Source organism: Muribaculum sp. NM65_B17 (assembly GCF_004793735.1).
Lineage (GTDB): Bacteria > Bacteroidota > Bacteroidia > Bacteroidales > Muribaculaceae > Muribaculum > Muribaculum gordoncarteri.
Map to the genome: position 1 here is coordinate 196,060 of NZ_SRYY01000001.1, position 16,556 is coordinate 212,615.

Genomic DNA, 16,556 nt, shown 5'->3' on the forward strand with positions numbered 1-16,556 from the left:
GTCACACGTTATGAAAACTACCGATAAGGATTCTTGTTTGATACTTGTGTCGTTGCTTGTCAAGCACGGTGTGAGGCATGTTGTCATATCGCCGGGTTCGCGTAACGCTCCGCTCGTTGTAGCATTGGCGCAATGTGACGCGATTGAGAAGACGGTTGTAATCGACGAGCGCAGTGCCGCGTTCATCGCACTCGGCAAGGCTTCGATTGTCGACGGTGCCGTAGTGCTTGTGTGTACTTCGGGCACTGCCGTCCTGAATTATGCGCCCGCCATAGCCGAGGCCTACTATCGCAAGCTTCCGCTTGTCGTAGTGTCGGCCGACAGACCAATGGAGTGGATCGACCAGGATGACAGCCAGACTCTTCGCCAGTATGAAGCGTTGTCACACTATGTGAAGCGCAGCTACAACATCCCGTCACGGTGTGACAATGACACTTCGCGATGGTATGTCAACAGGGTGGTTAACGACGCAATGTTGTGTGCATTGAGTGGACGTCGCGCTCCCGTGCACATAAATCTGCAGCTTGACGAGCCTCTTAACGTGAGAAAACCTGCTGAGGCTACGTACTGGACCGAACGGTTCATAGGGCATGTGGCACCCGGACGCATATTGACCGACAGTGAGCTGACGCACCTTGTCGAGCGATTGTCTTCGCCCAATAAGGTTCTTGTCATAGGCGGTTTCCACAAGCCCGACGCTCTTCTCAACGAGTCGCTCGGTCGGCTTGCCATGATGCCCAATGTAACGGTGCTATGCGAAAGCATCGCCAATATACACAACCGACTGTTCATCGACTCGATCGACTCGACCCTGAGCATCCTCGATGACGAGGGCAAGCGCAGCCTTACTCCCGATGTGGTGATAACTTTCGGCGGCGCGCTGGTGTCACGTTTCGTCAAGCAGTATCTTCGCAATTACAGGGTGGGCGAACACTGGCATGTGGGCATGACCGACAATACTATCGACTGCTTTCAGTCGCTCACATTGCGTATCGACATGGAGGCGGGCTCGTTTTTCGCGCAGATTGCCGATGCAATGCGTGAAAGCGTCGATGACAGCGATTACTCGGCGCGATGGCATGAGGTGGCGCGGGAGGCGCGACTTCTCCACGACAAGTATGTATCATCCATTCCTTGGAGCGACATGTCGGCCATGTCTGCAATAATGTCGATGTTGCCCCATGACTGCAACCTACAGCTTTCCAACGGCACCTCGATACGTTACGCTCAACTGTTTTCGTCGCGTGACATTCGCCGCAGCGACTGCAACCGGGGTGTAAGCGGAATTGACGGATGCACATCGACTGCGATAGGTGCGTCGACAGTTTACGACGGCGTTACGGTGCTGATTACCGGTGACATGAGTGCTCAGTATGACATAGGCGCACTGACGGTCGACTGCATACCGCCGCGATTCAAGATGATTGTAATGTGCAACGGCGGCGGAGGAATATTCCGCTTCATCTCGTCGACATCCAATCAGCCCGAGCTTGAGGAGTACTTTGTGGTGAAGCGGCATTTCCCTTTGCGACAGATGGCCGAGGCCTACGGATTCCGATACTTTGAAGCCGACTCGGCTGAGTCGTTGAGGTGTAACTTCCAGAATTTCATGGAGGTTTCCGACCGACCGTCCATAATGGCCGTCCACACACCCGCCGAGGAGAGCGCCGAAGTGTTGCGAGGATACTTCAAACGACATGCCCGATAATAAATTATCAATAAAAAAGCGGGCAAAACTTGCATAGGTGGGAAAAATTTAGTTACTTTGCACCTGTTTTATGGCTCATCCTGTAAAGTTGTTGAGAATGATGCACTTAGCAATGATATGAGAACTGAGATGGCGGCCATATAACCAAAGTTAATTAAATAACGAACTCAAAAGATAAAAACAGCCATGTCAAAGATTTGTCAAATCACAGGCAAGAAAGCAATGGTGGGCAATAATGTGTCGCACTCCAAGCGTCGCACCAAGCGCGCGTTCAATGTCAACCTTTTCGAGAAGAAATTCTTCTGGGTTGAACAGCAGGCGTGGATTCGTCTTACTATTTCAGCTGCCGGTCTTCGCACTATCAACAAGCTCGGTCTTAACGCTGCTATGATGCAAGCTGCCGAGAAGGGTTATTTAACTGGTAAGGACATTAAATTTTTAGAATTCTAAGGTATTATGGCAAAGAAAGCTAAAGGTAATAGAGTACAGGTGATTCTTGAATGCACCGAGCACAAGGCAAGCGGTATGCCCGGCACTTCTCGTTACATTACCACCAAGAACAGAAAGAATACCCCCGACCGCCTGGAGTTGAAGAAATACAACCCCATTCTAAAGCGAGTAACCGTTCACAAAGAAATCAAATAATAACCCCCTCTAAGATATGGCAAAGAAAACCGTAGCATCACTGCAAAAAGGTGAAGGACGTACATACAGCAAGGTTATAAAGATGGAGAAGTCACCTAAGACCGGCGCTTATGTATTCAAGGAAGAGATGGTGCCTAACGATGCTGTTAAGGCTGCTCTGAAGTAAAATAGACAATCTCAACTTTTCTATACGAGGCTGCCGACTGTATTGTCGGTGGCCTCATTTTTAATACAATATTGTGCCGACATGATTGTTGTCGGTTATCATTCTGTGACCTATGAGTGCTTGCGAATCAACCACATCCGACACACTGAAGTCGGAACGACTTTGGAATTCCAATTACCTGAAGGTGATGACCAGCAATTTCCTGCTCTTTTTTGCCTTCTATATCCTTACTCCGCTGCTGCCCATATATCTTGATGCGCAGTTCAAGGCCGACAAGGACATGATAGGGCTTGTGCTGTCGGGTTATGTCGTGGCAACGCTTCTCATCAGGCCTTTCAGCGGATTCATTGTTGACAGCTTCAATCGCAAGAAAGTGCTGATGCTGTGCTTCTTTGCGTTCTTCATCTGTTTTGCGGGATACATTGGGGCCGGCACGTTGTTGATGTTTGCCATAGTGCGTACAATGCACGGCATCCCCTTCGGTGCGGCCACCGTGGCCAACAGCACCGTGGCCATAGATGTGCTTCCGTCGTCGAGGCGCAATGAAGGCATAGGCTTCTACGGATTGAGCAACAATCTCGCCATGGCCGTGGCTCCGTCGATAGGAATATACATATATTCGGCTACCGGAAATTTCTCGCTTCTATTCTGGATTGCATTGGCATTGGCGTTGGCGGGATTTTGCAGCGCATCGTCGGTAAAGATTCCACAGCGTGAAATAGTGCTCAACAAGCCCAAGTTGAGCCTCGACCACTTTTTTCTGGGGCGTGCATGGCTGATGGCTGTAAACATATCATTGTTTGGGTTGTGCTGGGGCATAATGAGCAACTACGTGGCCATATACGGTCAGGAGGAGCTTGGCATAACCGACGGAACGGGCATATTCTTCATGATATTGTCGGGCGGACTGTTTGTGTCGCGACTCTTCGGCTCAAAAGCGTTACGTGCCGGGAAGCTGACGCAGAACTGTGCCCGCGGAGTGTTGTGCTCGCTTGCAGGATTCACTCTCTTCGCACTGTCGCTCGGTGAATGGAGCTACTATCTGTCGGCGTTGCTTGTGGGACTTGGCAACGGACAGATGTATCCCGCCTTTCTTAATATGTTCATAAAAGTGGCGCGGCACGATCAGCGCGGCACTGCCAATTCATCCATCCTGATATCCTGGGATCTCGGAATGGGCATAGGCATCCTTGTGGGCGGATTCATGGCCGAATATATCAGCTATGAAGCTGCTTTCTGGGTCGCAGCCGCTATGCAGGGCACCGGAGCCGTGCTGTTCCTGTTGGTCACCCGCTACTTCTTCCAGAGGCGTCGTCTTGAGCAGTGACAATTTCCAATTGCATATATTTGTGATTACGATTTAAATGCCTACTTTTGTGAAAAAGTAATTTACCGATGCTATGGAACGAAAGTTATATTCATTTGATATGTTGGGGAAGCCGACGCTGTGGATGTCGATTCTCGATGCCCGCATTTCGACATACTGCATGTTGTACATCATGACGATGCTCTCGTTTTCGCCCATGATTGATTTTAACAAAGTCGACTTCGCTACAGTGGCGGTGATAGGTACGGCGACGGCTGTGTTGATTACATGGATTGTGTGGATAGCATTGGTTGTCTTAAAGCATCTGCCCGTGAAGCAATGCTCAGGCACGTGGGACCGATTTGTAAACTATGTAAGCGGACTTATGCTCGGAGCTTGGATGATGGGCGTGATATTTTCATGGATGACTTTAAACATGGTTGTGGCCGCCATTGCCGTTGTTGTGTTATCGGCTTCGTTCTTGCGTTTTGTGTTCATAGACTCATCGAGTGAGTTGTAAGATATGATTTCGATAAAACCATATCTATTTTTTGCCGGATTGAAATAAAACATTTATTTTTGTGACAATATTTAAACCTCTACCGAATGTCTGCTGGTTTATTGACTGAAACATTCATGTTGTAAGTGCTTATACTTCTGCAATTCAATGAATTGTCGGAATTTGCTTTATGTGTGTGTAACTCAACCATTTTAAAATACATAAAGCATTAACTATGGCATCAGTAAAGGTAAATTCAGGTCATCGACAGTCGATGGCAATGTGGGAGCTGTTTACTATCAGATTATTCATGACCGCAAGGTGCGTCGTCTGCCAACCGATTATCGCATATACCCATCGGAATGGAGCGATCGTAGTTCAACAGTTGTGACAACTATTAGGTCGGAGCGATATCCGATAATCATTTCAATCAGAGAGAATATCAACCGTGACATCGAGCAATTATCCAAGATTGTAAAACGATTTGAAACGAAAGGGTTGATGTTCAGTGTGTCCGATATCGTGAATGAGTTTCAGCGATATGAACAGGAGTGTTCGCTGCTCAATTTCATGGGTGAGATAATCCTAAAGCTTAAACAGAACGGAAAGATAAGAACGGCCGAAACCTATGTGTCGGCGCTGAACAGTTTCACTAAGTTCATCGATATCTTTAAAACTAAAGGACATTATTTTCAGGGAAATGAGATTATGCTTTACGGCATAACATCGGAGATAGTCGAGTACTATGAATCATATCTGCATAGCCGTGGCGTTACACCAAACACAATATCGTTTTACATGAGAATATTGCGTGCCGTTTATAATCGTGCAGTCGAGAAGAATCTTATTGAGCAATCGTTTCCGTTTCGTCACGTTTACACCGGAATCGACAAGACCGTTAAGCGAGCTCTTCCGCTTGCGGTGATAAAGAAAATCAAGGCGCTTGACCTGTCGTTGTGTCCGGCCCTTGACTATGCGCGCGACATGTTTTTGATGAGTTTCTATCTGCGCGGAATGAGTTTTATCGACATGGCGTTTTTGCGGAAGAGCGACTTGAAGAACGGTCATGTGCTTTATCGCCGTCGCAAGACGGGGCAGCGCTTGACTATAGAGTGGACTAAGGAGATGCAGGTTGTAATTGACAAATACCCTGAGTCGAGAGCCGGATATCTGTTGCCTATAATTCGCAATAGGGGAATTAATGAGCGTTGTGCCTACCGTAACATGAGTTATAACATAAACCGCAGCCTAAAGAAGATAGCCCAGATGATAAATGCCGACATTCCGTTGACATTATATGTGGCTCGACACAGCTGGGCTTCGGCTGCAAAATCCAAGGGAATACCGATAAGCGTGATAAGTGAGGGGATGGGACATGACAGTGAAACCACTACTCGCATATATCTTGCATCGCTCGACACGGCGGTTGTGGACCGAGCCAATTCAATAATACTGAAGTCGCTTTGACGCCTTACTGTAGTTGGGATTATGAGAATCATCTAATGATTACGGATACAGGTGTCGATGTCCTTGTATCCGTAATCGCGGTTATGCCGTGCCGACGGCTACTTCAGATTATTCATGATGAATTTCACCATTTCTATATGGTTGTCGCAGCTTATGACATATTGCCTATTGTTTTTCAGCTTTATGCAGAAACTTTGGCTGCGGTCGGCATAGTAACCGAAATATTGGCCGATGATGATGTCGCTGAAATATCCCCAATAGCCAAAGAAACCTCCGCTTCCGCACAACCTTAATGCTCCGGGCGAGGGATAGAAGGTGTCGACTGATTCAATGTCGGAATAATTAAATGTCTTGTCGCCCGACAAGAGCCGATGAATCTTGACCGACTTGGAGTCGGCAGTGACGCTTACCGGACAATAGTATAGGCCCGCGAGGGTGGCCAATGCAGTGATTATGGAGAAAATCAGGCACTTTGACGATTCATTGCGGGTTGCTACTATTCCTACAACAAATAGCACGAGTACTGCTATTGTTATTATGGTGCAGTAGGTTGAAAAATGTACTTTGCTTTTCATCGTTGCGGTTATTTAGGTGTTTAATCGTTGTCTTCGAGAATAAATATCGATTCGACGGGCTTGGAGAAGTACCGTGCTATTTTGAGTGCGAGAGGGGTTGAGGGGAGAAACCGGTTTTTCTCAATGGCAACAATCGTCTGTCGGCTTACTCCCACGGCCTCGGCCAACTGTTGCTGAGTGATGTCCTTTTCTGCTCGCTCGACTTTAATCCTGTTCTTCATCGTCGCATATTTTGTTGTAGCGGTACATTTCAAGCCTAAAAATAAGGACATAAATCATCGGGAGCAAAACGAGATTAATGATCGCAAATTCCATGAATGCTATTCCGTTTATAAGCAATGTGCTTGTGATGAGCAGAATCACATAAATGTATAGTGAATTAAGTAGTGCGGCCAACCTGATGGAGCGTGTCATTTCATCCTCGTTGGACTCCTTTGAGCACACAATGAACACGGCACCAAGTGCAATGCCTATTATTACTGCATCGTTGACCACTGTTTCCGCGATTCCTGATAAAGAGCATAGATTCATATAGATGAGTATGCCCATTATGGTTGCAGGGATAAAGAGCAGCCATCCGATTGTGCGGAATCCTTTGGGGAAAAGAATATTTTTCATAATCCGGGGTTATTAGGTTATTTATTCAACGATACAAAAGTAAATAAAACTTTACATTTAGGCAAATAAATTTTACTTTTTGTTGGAAATTGTAGCATTGTCCCCTATGACATCGTTGCATAGAACGGATGAAAGGATGCTTCCGGATTATAGGTTGTGCCGTTATGGGTGGTTGCCATTATTGATGGCGACGGTGTTTCTTGCGGTTGTGACGGGAGCGCTTGTGACGCAGTAGTTTCTCGAGTGTGCTTTTGCCGGGACTGCTTCCGGTTGTTGTCGTGGAGGGGGATGTTGCTGTTTTAGGCTGCTCGCAAGGTGCTGACTTTGGCTGCGGGGCCTGTTGCTTGACTGCTGGAGTGGCTTGGGATTGTTGGGGCTTTGGCTGTCGGTTTGGGGCTTGTTGTGTTGATTTAGACTTCGTTACGTTGTTTTGTCGGGATGCACAGCGGTTTGATGGCGTGGATTTTGCTGCTGCTTTGCGGGCGCGTGCAAGGCGACGCAATTCACGTGCGCGATAGCGGCGGCGGATTGTGGGCATGATGAGCATGAATATGGCTCGTGGCACGCCGGGTGTAACTTCGATTACCGTCAAATCGCGCTGATAGGCTTCGATTGCGGAGCATATTTCGTCGCGGTAGTGTTTGGGCAGACGGTCGACTGCGTTCTTCCATTCCTGATCAAATTTCAGACTTTTGCCTCGGCGGCTCGGTGAGTTAGTTGCTGTATTTTCCATAATTACTTTTTTTCAGCAAATATAATGCGCCGAAATCCCTGATTTCACCCCATAATGTCGCGAAGCACATCTTATACAGCAAAATTTTAAAATCCCGCTCCCCAATATTTGAACTGCACCCCAAAAGTTTTGTGTCTAACTTTTGGGGTGCAGTTTATTTTTATCGGGGCCCTGCCGGGAGATTGTCGAGCCAATATTTTGCCATAGTCTTGCGAAGGTGCAGTGTAGTGCCCGGTCGCTCGTAGATGCCGTGGCTGCGCATGGGATAGCTTACCTGGCTGAAAATCTTGCCGTGGCGTATGAGTTCATTGACAAGCAGCTCGCAGTTCTGGTAGTGAACATTGTCGTCGCCTGTGCCGTGTATCAGCAGCAGATTGCCTTTAAGTCCCTCGACATGGCTTATGGGAGAGCCTTTCACATATCCCTCGGGGTTGTCCTGCGGGGTGTTCATGTAGCGTTCCTGATAGATGGTGTCGTAGGTGCGCTGGTCGGCGACAAAGGCTATCGCTATTCCGGTGTGGAATATGTCGGGGTAACGGAACATGGAGTTTAGTGTCTGGCTGCCGCCTCCGCTCCATCCGGTTATGCCTACTCGCGTCGAGTCGATGAATGAATATTGACGGGCAAGGTCCTGCACTCCGCGGGCCTGATCCTCCGACGCAAATGTGCCCACTTCACCGTAGATGCACTTGCGCCACTCGCGGCCACGCGGCACATTGGCTCCTCGGTTGTCGATGCTTACAACGATATAGCCGAGATTGGCTATGTATTGATTCCACAGGTCGCCTCCTCCCCACACATCCTGTACGGTGGAGCTTGCCGGTTCGCCGTAAACTTCCACAATTACGGGATATTTCTTGGTTGAATCAAAGTCAACGGGCTTTATCATCCATGCGTCAAGCGTGAGATCTCCCGACTTTACTTTGACAAATTCCTTGGGATTTAGTCCCAAAGCCTTATAGCGTTCACGAGCGTCGGCGTTGTCCTCGATGGTTCTGACCGACTGATGTTTCGGGAATGACACCATGTCGATTATCGACGGTGTGGCAGCGTTGCTGAATGTGTGTACCGCCCATTTTCCGGTCGGTGACATGTTGTAGCGGTGTTGTCCCTCCTGATTGGCGGGGCTGAGTCGCTTCACGGTGCCGTCGCCAAACAGCTCGGCGCTGTAGAGGTAGCGTTGGGTGTAGTTGTCGGGCGACGCGATGAAGTAGACGAGTCCCTTTTTAAGGTCGGTTCCTACGGGCGATATGTAGTCGAAGTCGCCTTTGGTTATGGGCACTATCTGATTTCCGTCGCGGCTTATGCGATAGAGATGACGCCAACCGTCACGCTCGCTTTCCCATGTGAACCAGTTATTGTCGTTGAGCCACAGGATGTTGTCGTTGGTGTCGAGCCATGCGGCATCGGTGTCGGTGAATATTTTTCTTGGGGCGTTATCGTCAAGCGACGCAATCCACACGTTGTTGGTGTTCTGCTGGCGGTTCATCTGCTGAATGAACAGCTCATTGCTTTCGGGGATGAACTCCATGCGCGGGATGTAGTTGTTGCGAGGGTCGCCGGGAAGTTCAATCCATGATGTGGGGCCTCCCGTGGCTGAAACGTAACCCACCTTTACGGCCGAGTTGGTGCTTCCGGCCTTGGGGTAGGGGAAGTGCATTATTGTGGGGTAGATTGAGTCGACATTGTTGATGATGTCGAAAGTTCCGGTTCCTTCGGTGTCGCTTTGCCAATAAGCGATGTATTTGCTGTCGGGGCTCCAGCGGAATCCGTCACGGCAGCCGAACTCTTCTTCATACACCCAGTCAAACGTTCCGTTGACTATCGTGTCGCTGCCGTCGTCGGTTATACGCTTGATGTTGCCGGTAGGGAGATTTTCGACATATATGTTGTTTTGCGACACATAGGCCACATTGTTTCCGTCGGGAGAGAATTTGGCGAACATCAGCGACGATTCGGGAAGGCCCTTGCCCAATTGACGGAATGTGCCGTCGTTGAGATCGAGCACCCAATAGTCGCCGCGGGTGTCGTAACGCCATACACGCCGGGTGTTGGTGTAGACAAGCACTTTGTCATTGTCGTTGCTCCAGATTATGCTTCTTATGGGAACGTGGCTTCCTGTCGACTTGTCGATGAACATCGACGACGGTATTATGACTTCACGACGGTTGTCCTTGGCACGATAGGCAACGACATCCATTCCGCCGGTAGCTTCATTGGGCTCAAGACGGCTGTAGCGCTCTCCGTCCTTCATCCAGTCTATTGCTCCGCTGCCACGTGTTGGCACGAGGTTGCCGTTGACGACATCCTCAAGTAGCAGATGTCCTTTACGTACTTCTTGTTTTGCACTCTGTGTGAATGGGTTGTCATCGTTTTCCCTGCGGTTTTCCCAGGGCATGATCTGTGCCATTGCAATGTTTCCGGCAAATGTGATGAATAGGGCCGGGGTGATGAATTTCGTTAGATTCATGGTTATATTAATACGCATATTCCGTTCACCGGCGAACGGAATATGCGTTTTGTTATGGTTGATTATCTATTTGAATACAGGTTCGCAGGTTAGACCTACGCCGAGTTTCTTGAATATCTTGTGGTCGACTTCGCCGAGCATTACGGTGCAGTGAACCTGGCATCCGTTTAGTTCGGGAAGTTTTTCAAGCGCACGGCGACAGTTTTCGTCATGTGTGCTGAGTACCGACAGGGCCACCAATACTTCATCGGTGTGGAGTCGCGGATTACGGCTGCGCAGATAGTTGAGCTTGGTGTGCTGTATCGGTTCTATCATCTGCTGCGGAATCAGCTTTATCGAGTGGTCGATTCCGGCAAGATGCTTTATCGTGTTCAAAATCAGTGCGGCGCTCGGTCCGAGAAGTTCACCCGACTCGGCTGTGATGATGGTGCCGTCGGCAAGCTCGATTGCCGAGCATGGCTTGCCGCTTAGTGCGGCGCGGTCCTTGGCTGCCTTTACAGGACGGCGGTAGGACACATCGATCTTTGCCTGCTTGAAGAGCAATGCGATTTTATTGAGTTCGCTGTCGCTGCCGTCGCCTAATGCCAGTCGGTTTAGGGCGGTGTAGTAGCGACGTATGATTTCGTTTTTGGATGCGTCGCAGCACACTTCGTCGTCGCTGATGCAGAAGCCGACCATGTTTACACCCATGTCGGTGGGCGATTTATATGGATTTTCGCCATATATGCCTTCAAACAAGGCGTTTAACACGGGGAATATCTCTATGTCACGGTTGTAGTTTATGGCAGTCTTCCCATAGGCTTCGAGATGGAAGGGGTCGATCATGTTTACATCGTTTAGGTCGGCCGTAGCAGCTTCGTAGGCTATGTTGACCGGATGCTTCAGGGGAAGATTCCACACGGGGAATGTTTCAAATTTCGCATATCCGGCTTCAATGCCGCGCTTGTGCTCGTTGTAAAGCTGGCTAAGGCATACTGCCATCTTTCCGCTGCCGGGTCCGGGTGCCGTTACAATTACCAACGGACGGGTGGTGACGATGTAGTCATTGTTTCCGAATCCCTCGTCGGAGGCAATAAGACCCACATTGTTGGGATAACCCTCGATTGTGTAGTGATAATAGGTGGTGATGCCCATGCGTTCCAGTCGGCTGCGGAACGAGTCAGCGCTTATCTGGCCGTTGTAATGGGTTATTACCACTGAACTTACCATGAATCCTCGTTGCTGAAATTCATTTCGGAGGCGAAGCACATCCATGTCGTAGGTAATTCCCAGATCCTGACGCACTTTGTTTTTTTCGATGTCGAGTGCGCTGATAACGATTACAATCTCGGCATGGTCGCGCAGCTGGCTCAGCATTCGCAACTTGATGTCGGGTTGAAATCCGGGGAGTACACGACTTGCGTGATGGTCGTCGAATAGTTTACCTCCAAGCTCGAGATAGAGCTTGTTTCCGAACTTGGCGATACGCTCTTTGATGTGTTCGGACTGAATTTTCAGATATTTGTCGTTGTCAAAACCGTATATCATAACGGAATGCAAAGATAAATAAAAAATGGCACAAGACGAAAAGTCAGTATATGATTTTTCATCTTGTGCCTCAATGAATGAATTCATTACACTCTAATGTCGTAACAAAAGAGATTGTATCATGTATTATAATGTGTTATTTAAAATAGAGGATTGATTTTTCTCTGCTAGCGCTTGATGGACATTATGTCGTCGGGTGACAGTGGAGTGTAGGGGCCGTCCTTCACCTCGAATATAACCGACGGCTCGATGACCTCGAGAGTGTGCCATTGGCTAGACGGAATGTGCACTCCGTAGTTGCCCTCCGATGGATTCAATGTGAACCGTTCGGTTTCATTGCCCTCGGAGTCGTAGAACATGACATTGATCAGTCCCCTGAGCAGGATGTAGGTTTCGGCAGTATGACGGTGACGGTGCACCGGTAGCAGAGTCCCCGGTTCGAGTGCGTTGAGAAGGCGTTGTGCCTTTGCATCGAGCGATTCATGAAGGTTGTAGTTCATTCGCAGCCGCTCAGATTTGCGGGCCTGTTGCGAAACTTGATTCAGGAGCTTATCGTCGATAATCATAATTTATTTTTAGATTTCAGATATTCGAGGTGCAGATGGAAATATTTCCGTTGGAAAACTGTGTATCCGGTCGACAGGACTGCAATCACCGAAATGAGGTATACCCATTCGTTGATATGGAGATAGAGAGCCCCAAGTGATATCGTGGTCTGCAATGCGAAGTATATTGTGGACACCAAAGTATGGGGCATGCCAAGCTCATTGGCCATAATCTGATAGGCGTGTTTGCGGTGCGGCTTGAATATGTTCTCATGCAGCATCAGTCGGTGGATTATGGTCAGGACGGAGTCGACTCCGTATACGGCAAAGAAAATGAGATACCAAACCTGCCCGGTGGCCATTATCAGCGCACCCAGCATGAACAGCAGAATGAAGGCTATCGACACCGAACCCACATCGCCAGCGAAGCATCGTGCCCTTTTTCGGAAATTGAATATGCAGAATACGAGCACGCTAATGCCGATTATATAAATCATTGACCGGTCGATGAATCCAATGCGGCTGTTCACGATTGCCAGTGGAATCAATATGGCAATCGAATAGGCTCCCGTTATTCCGTTTATGCCGTCCATGAAGTTGTAGGCGTTTATTATTTCTGTGCACACAATCAATGCCGCAATTGAAATCCACCAGGATTCAAGTGTGAGGAATCCGAGTTGGTGAAACATCAGGAGCATGGCTATGAACTGAACCATCAGCCTGATGCGGTTTGGCATCGAATGCAGGTCGTCGACGAAGCTTACAGCGGCAATCATCGTCAGTCCCAGCATAAACCACGGATAGGCGCCGTGCGACACAATAAAGTAGGCCATAGCACCGAAATAGAAGACTATGCCTCCACCTCTAAGTGTTATTGTGGTGTGTGACGACCTAAGATTCGGCTTGTCTATTATATTGAATCGGTCAGCGAGTTTGAAGTATGCCAATTCGGCCGTCATGAGTATGACGGAGATTATCAGATAAATCATTGTAGATCGGTAGGTGCTATTTTAAAAGGAAGCTCTTAATCGTATGAGTAAGGCCGTCATTGGCTCTCACCGGCATTCGGTCAATGCCTAAGACCTTCTTTATCTTGTTGTTTGACACGACATAGCTTTCGGTCAGCTTGTCAAGTCGGAATGTGTTCAGAGGCAGATGCAGCACATCGCCAATTCGTGCCGATGCATTGATTATTCCGCGCGGGAGTTTTATTATGCGGGCTTTTTTGTCCATGGCTTTGCACATTACCCTGATGAGTTCGTTGGTGGATAGGGCCTCGTCATCGGCCATGTTGTATATGCCGCTTTCCACGTGTGAAGAGAGGATGCGGCCGATTACGAATGTTAGATTGTCGATGGATGTGAATGTCCGTCGATTATCGAATGCCCCCAGAGGCCAGGGAATTCCCTTGCTGATTACACCGTAGAGCAGATTGAGGTTGCCCTTGTTGCCCGGTCCGTGAATCATGCAGGGACGCATGATTATCACATCTCGTTCGTTGTAGGCTGCAGGTTTGTCGTTCAGTTGTTCAAGGATGTATTCCTCGGCGCGCACCTTGCTCTCTCCATAAGGCCCGACGGGACATGGCGTCACATCCTCGGTTAGTATCTCGCCGGGAACCTTGTCAACGGCCGCCTTTACCGAGCTGAAGAAAATGAACCTTTCTATGGATTTATGATTCGTGAAGTAGTCGAATACTTTTTTAGTGAGGTCGGTGTTAACTTTGAAATACACATCGGCCGCCGACTTGTTCTTTGTGTCATGGGCCTTGCCTGCGAGATGGATTATGGCATCGACCTGGGGGATTCTGTTATTTTCAAGGTCGTTCCAAGAGAATGTCCTTATGACGCCGTCCAGCTCGGGGCTTATGATGTCAAGGCCGTAGATGTCGTAATGATCTTTTAGTGCATTGACAAGATTTGTGCCTACAAACCCGTGTATGCCGGTAATAAGAAGCGATTTCATAATCCACTTCCGATTATTTTTTCGAGATGATTGATGCACTTTGTGAAGTCATAGTATTTTCGACTGTATTCTTTGCCGTTAGCTCCCTTCTGCGTTAGTTCATCCTTGTTCAATGTTGAAAGATGCTTGAGAAGAGTGGCAAGTTGCTCTGAATCTCCTGCCGATACACTCCAGCCGCAATTGGCTTCTCGAATAGTATCGGCTCCTTCCCCATTTATCATCGCTACGACAGGCTTTCCCGAGGACATATAAGCTTGTAATCGTGATGGGACTGTCAATGCGAATATAGGAGTGTCCTTCAACGCCATGAATAGTATGTCGGCTTGGGCAAAAAATGCAGGCATGGCTTCAAGGGGATATCTGCCGAGGCAGAATATGTTATTCATAAGGCCATTTTCGCGTGCATAATTTTCGACATATTCTCGTTTTCGGCCATCACCTATGAAATTGAATCTTATGTTACTCCCTTTAAGCATTCGAGCAGTTTCCATTATATGTGGCAAATCCTGAGCGTCACCCATGTTACCGGCGATAACTACGTTGAATCCTTTAGGGAGTTTTGGAACATCAATCATCTTTTGCGACTCCAATGAATCTTCTACCCAATTTGGAAAAAATTCGATTTTGTCCTTAAAGTCACCTTTATTACAGATTGATTTCTCATATCCTTTAGATCCTATCATGAGGGTCGTACAATTATCGTATATCCATTTGGTGAGCTTTTCAAACGGATATATGATATTTTTGTTTGTTATGCCTCCGGCAGCTGTAAGACTTTCGGGCCAAAGGTCGAGCACCCAAAAATGGACAGGTATTTTCTGTAATTTTTTTATTATTACCGCCGGAATCCCAACGAGAATTGGTGATGGCTCATGAACTATTATTGCATCATACTTTTTAGCGATACCAAACCAAAGGCTCTTTAAGGATGCGAAGAATGTGTAGGAAAGATAGTTCATAGCAAGCCAAAAAGAACTGCCTGAATGGCGGGGAATAATTAGCGACCTATGGACTTTCACTCCATTTATTGATTCTCTGCGCTTTTTGAATATTCCGTAACCTTTGTAAAAGCGTCCTTCGGGATAATCGGGAATTGCTGTCATTACACTTACATCATGGCCCCTCTTTTGAAGTTCAAATGCCATGTCGTTGACTTTGAAATTCTCGGGATAAAAATGTGGTGTGACAATGAGGAGCTTCATGATTTTTATTTGCGCCAGATCATGCGATTTACTATGCCTGTGTAGGATTGAATCAGGCGAACTACTTTGTCAGATACGTTTTCGTCAACATAAGCATCAACCGGTGAAGGGATAAAGCCCGACTTTTGCATTTCGACCGCCATGTTGACGGCTTGTATTACAGCGTCGGAAGTTATGGAGCCAATTACGAACACTCCACTGTCAAGAGCTTCGGGACGCTCGGTACTCGTTCTAACCGAAACTGCCGGAAAGTGCAGCGAGGCACTTTCTTCAGGAAGTGTGCCACTATCGCTCACTACGCAGAATGCATTTTCCTGAAGTTTGTTGTAGTCAAAAAATCCGAGTGGTTTATGCTTTATCACTCTGCTGTCAAATTCAAATCCGCGAGCCGAGATGTATTTCTCGGAGCGAGGGTGACATGAATACAGCACGGGCATTTCGTAATGTCGAGCCAATGAGTTTACAGCTTCCATCAGAGAGTAGAAATTAGATTCGATATCTATATTTTCTTCGCGATGTGCTGAAAGGAGAATGTATTGTTTTTCCTTTAATCCGAGTTTGTTTAATATGTCGCTTTCTGAAATTGCATCTTTGTGCATTTTCAAAACTTCTGCCATTGGAGAGCCGACGACATAGGTGTATTCCGGTTTTACACCACTGTCAAGTATGTAGCGCCGTGCATGCTCCGAGTAGCAAAGGTTAATGTCGCTTGTCACATCGACAATGCGACGTATTACTTCTTCCGGCAGGTTTTCATCCTTGCATCGGTTGCCGGCTTCCATGTGAAATACGGGAATTTTAAGCCTTTTGGCTGCAATTACGCTAAGGCATGAGTTGGTGTCGCCCAGAACTATAATGGCATCGGGTTTTACTTCCGTCATAAGTTCATAGGCTTTTGCGATTACGTTACCCATGGTTTGTCCGAGATTCTCTCCTACGACACCGAGGTAGTAATCGGGTTTGCGCAGGCCAAGATCTTTAAAGAAAACCTCGTTAAGCGTGTAATCGTAATTCTGTCCGGTGTGAACAAGAACATGGTCAAAGTATCGGTCGGATTTTTTTATGATTTCCGACATTTTAATGATTTCAGGTCGTGTGCCTAAAATCGTCATTAGCTTCAATTTCTTCAT

18 protein-coding genes are annotated in these 16,556 nt (G+C 47.7%); 7 read left to right on the forward strand and 11 right to left on the reverse strand.

What is annotated here, in order from left to right; all coding sequences use genetic code 11:
- Window positions 1-10 precede the first annotated feature (10 nt).
- The 7 genes from menD (at window position 11) to E5354_RS00920 (ending at window position 5,791) form a co-directional block, all read left to right on the forward strand.
- On the forward strand, window positions 11-1,708 hold the full coding sequence (gene menD, locus E5354_RS00890) for a 2-succinyl-5-enolpyruvyl-6-hydroxy-3-cyclohexene-1-carboxylic-acid synthase (protein WP_123395890.1): 1,698 nt from the start codon (window positions 11-13) through the stop codon (window positions 1,706-1,708).
- Window positions 1,709-1,894: 186 nt separating this feature from the next.
- A complete protein-coding gene (gene rpmB, locus E5354_RS00895; protein WP_123395889.1) occupies window positions 1,895-2,158 on the forward strand; it encodes a 50S ribosomal protein L28 in 264 nt (87 codons plus the stop codon).
- A 6-nt stretch (window positions 2,159-2,164) separates the two neighbouring features.
- Window positions 2,165-2,353, forward strand: a complete 189-nt coding sequence (gene rpmG / locus E5354_RS00900; protein WP_123395888.1) for a 50S ribosomal protein L33 — start codon at window positions 2,165-2,167, stop codon at window positions 2,351-2,353.
- Window positions 2,354-2,369: 16 nt separating this feature from the next.
- On the forward strand, window positions 2,370-2,519 hold the full coding sequence (locus E5354_RS00905; protein WP_123395887.1) for a DUF4295 domain-containing protein: 150 nt from the start codon (window positions 2,370-2,372) through the stop codon (window positions 2,517-2,519).
- Between the two features lie 112 nt (window positions 2,520-2,631).
- On the forward strand, window positions 2,632-3,846 hold the full coding sequence (locus E5354_RS00910; RefSeq protein ID WP_123395886.1) for an MFS transporter: 1,215 nt from the start codon (window positions 2,632-2,634) through the stop codon (window positions 3,844-3,846).
- A gap of 73 nt (window positions 3,847-3,919) precedes the next feature.
- Window positions 3,920-4,345 carry a hypothetical protein gene (locus E5354_RS00915; protein ID WP_135946093.1) on the forward strand — a complete coding sequence of 142 codons (426 nt, stop codon included), beginning with the start codon at window positions 3,920-3,922 and terminating at the stop codon, window positions 4,343-4,345.
- Between the two features lie 261 nt (window positions 4,346-4,606).
- Entirely contained in the window at window positions 4,607-5,791 is a 1,185-nt protein-coding gene (locus E5354_RS00920; RefSeq protein WP_246863707.1) for a site-specific integrase, read from the forward strand.
- 98 nt (window positions 5,792-5,889) lie between these two features.
- Here the strand turns inward: E5354_RS00920 and E5354_RS00925 are convergent, their stop codons facing one another.
- From E5354_RS00925 to wecB, 11 genes are all read right to left on the reverse strand, one after another.
- Complete coding sequence (locus E5354_RS00925; RefSeq protein WP_135946095.1) at window positions 5,890-6,366, reverse strand: PH domain-containing protein; 477 nt, start codon at window positions 6,364-6,366, stop codon at window positions 5,890-5,892.
- A gap of 20 nt (window positions 6,367-6,386) precedes the next feature.
- On the reverse strand, window positions 6,387-6,587 hold the full coding sequence (locus E5354_RS00930; RefSeq protein WP_123395882.1) for a helix-turn-helix transcriptional regulator: 201 nt from the start codon (window positions 6,585-6,587) through the stop codon (window positions 6,387-6,389).
- Complete coding sequence (locus tag E5354_RS00935; RefSeq protein ID WP_135946096.1) at window positions 6,571-6,984, reverse strand: hypothetical protein; 414 nt, start codon at window positions 6,982-6,984, stop codon at window positions 6,571-6,573. Before E5354_RS00935 ends, E5354_RS00930 begins: the two co-directional genes overlap by 17 nt.
- A 178-nt stretch (window positions 6,985-7,162) precedes the next feature.
- Window positions 7,163-7,717: a DUF6291 domain-containing protein gene (locus tag E5354_RS00940; RefSeq protein WP_135946097.1), complete on the reverse strand. Its 555-nt coding sequence runs from the start codon at window positions 7,715-7,717 to the stop codon at window positions 7,163-7,165.
- Window positions 7,718-7,877: 160 nt separating this feature from the next.
- The gene (locus E5354_RS00945; RefSeq protein ID WP_135946098.1) at window positions 7,878-10,187 is read right to left on the reverse strand and encodes a S9 family peptidase; all 2,310 of its coding nucleotides are present in this window, start codon (window positions 10,185-10,187) and stop codon (window positions 7,878-7,880) included.
- Between the two features lie 66 nt (window positions 10,188-10,253).
- Window positions 10,254-11,714 carry a DUF1846 domain-containing protein gene (locus E5354_RS00950; RefSeq protein WP_123395878.1) on the reverse strand — a complete coding sequence of 487 codons (1,461 nt, stop codon included), beginning with the start codon at window positions 11,712-11,714 and terminating at the stop codon, window positions 10,254-10,256.
- A 167-nt stretch (window positions 11,715-11,881) separates the two neighbouring features.
- Window positions 11,882-12,280, reverse strand: a complete 399-nt coding sequence (locus E5354_RS00955) for a WbuC family cupin fold metalloprotein (protein WP_123395877.1) — start codon at window positions 12,278-12,280, stop codon at window positions 11,882-11,884.
- On the reverse strand, window positions 12,277-13,248 hold the full coding sequence (locus E5354_RS00960) for an MraY family glycosyltransferase (RefSeq protein ID WP_135946099.1): 972 nt from the start codon (window positions 13,246-13,248) through the stop codon (window positions 12,277-12,279). Before E5354_RS00960 ends, E5354_RS00955 begins: the two co-directional genes overlap by 4 nt.
- A 16-nt stretch (window positions 13,249-13,264) precedes the next feature.
- Window positions 13,265-14,224 (reverse strand): NAD-dependent epimerase/dehydratase family protein, encoded by a 960-nt coding sequence (locus E5354_RS00965; protein WP_135946100.1) that lies wholly within the window; start codon window positions 14,222-14,224, stop codon window positions 13,265-13,267.
- Complete coding sequence (locus tag E5354_RS00970) at window positions 14,221-15,426, reverse strand: glycosyltransferase family 4 protein (protein ID WP_135946101.1); 1,206 nt, start codon at window positions 15,424-15,426, stop codon at window positions 14,221-14,223. Before E5354_RS00970 ends, E5354_RS00965 begins: the two co-directional genes overlap by 4 nt.
- A gap of 5 nt (window positions 15,427-15,431) precedes the next feature.
- Entirely contained in the window at window positions 15,432-16,556 is a 1,125-nt protein-coding gene (wecB, locus tag E5354_RS00975) for a non-hydrolyzing UDP-N-acetylglucosamine 2-epimerase (RefSeq protein ID WP_123395873.1), read from the reverse strand.

Bases quoted from the DNA above. Each gene is read 5' to 3' on its own strand.
- menD (WP_123395890.1), top strand. From the start codon at position 11: ATGAAAACTACCGATAAGGATTCTTGTTTGATACTTGTGTCGTTGCTT.
- rpmB (WP_123395889.1), top strand. From the start codon at position 1,895: ATGTCAAAGATTTGTCAAATCACAGGCAAGAAAGCAATGGTGGGCAAT.
- rpmG (WP_123395888.1), top strand. From the start codon at position 2,165: ATGGCAAAGAAAGCTAAAGGTAATAGAGTACAGGTGATTCTTGAATGC.
- E5354_RS00905 (WP_123395887.1), top strand. From the start codon at position 2,370: ATGGCAAAGAAAACCGTAGCATCACTGCAAAAAGGTGAAGGACGTACA.
- E5354_RS00910 (WP_123395886.1), top strand. From the start codon at position 2,632: ATGAGTGCTTGCGAATCAACCACATCCGACACACTGAAGTCGGAACGA.
- E5354_RS00915 (WP_135946093.1), top strand. From the start codon at position 3,920: ATGGAACGAAAGTTATATTCATTTGATATGTTGGGGAAGCCGACGCTG.
- E5354_RS00925 (WP_135946095.1), bottom strand. From the start codon at position 6,366: ATGAAAAGCAAAGTACATTTTTCAACCTACTGCACCATAATAACAATA.
- E5354_RS00930 (WP_123395882.1), bottom strand. From the start codon at position 6,587: ATGAAGAACAGGATTAAAGTCGAGCGAGCAGAAAAGGACATCACTCAG.
- E5354_RS00935 (WP_135946096.1), bottom strand. From the start codon at position 6,984: ATGAAAAATATTCTTTTCCCCAAAGGATTCCGCACAATCGGATGGCTG.
- E5354_RS00940 (WP_135946097.1), bottom strand. From the start codon at position 7,717: ATGGAAAATACAGCAACTAACTCACCGAGCCGCCGAGGCAAAAGTCTG.
- E5354_RS00945 (WP_135946098.1), bottom strand. From the start codon at position 10,187: ATGAATCTAACGAAATTCATCACCCCGGCCCTATTCATCACATTTGCC.
- E5354_RS00950 (WP_123395878.1), bottom strand. From the start codon at position 11,714: ATGATATACGGTTTTGACAACGACAAATATCTGAAAATTCAGTCCGAA.
- E5354_RS00955 (WP_123395877.1), bottom strand. From the start codon at position 12,280: ATGATTATCGACGATAAGCTCCTGAATCAAGTTTCGCAACAGGCCCGC.
- E5354_RS00960 (WP_135946099.1), bottom strand. From the start codon at position 13,248: ATGATTTATCTGATAATCTCCGTCATACTCATGACGGCCGAATTGGCA.
- E5354_RS00965 (WP_135946100.1), bottom strand. From the start codon at position 14,224: ATGAAATCGCTTCTTATTACCGGCATACACGGGTTTGTAGGCACAAAT.
- E5354_RS00970 (WP_135946101.1), bottom strand. From the start codon at position 15,426: ATGAAGCTCCTCATTGTCACACCACATTTTTATCCCGAGAATTTCAAA.
- wecB (WP_123395873.1), bottom strand. From the start codon at position 16,556: ATGAAGAAATTGAAGCTAATGACGATTTTAGGCACACGACCTGAAATC.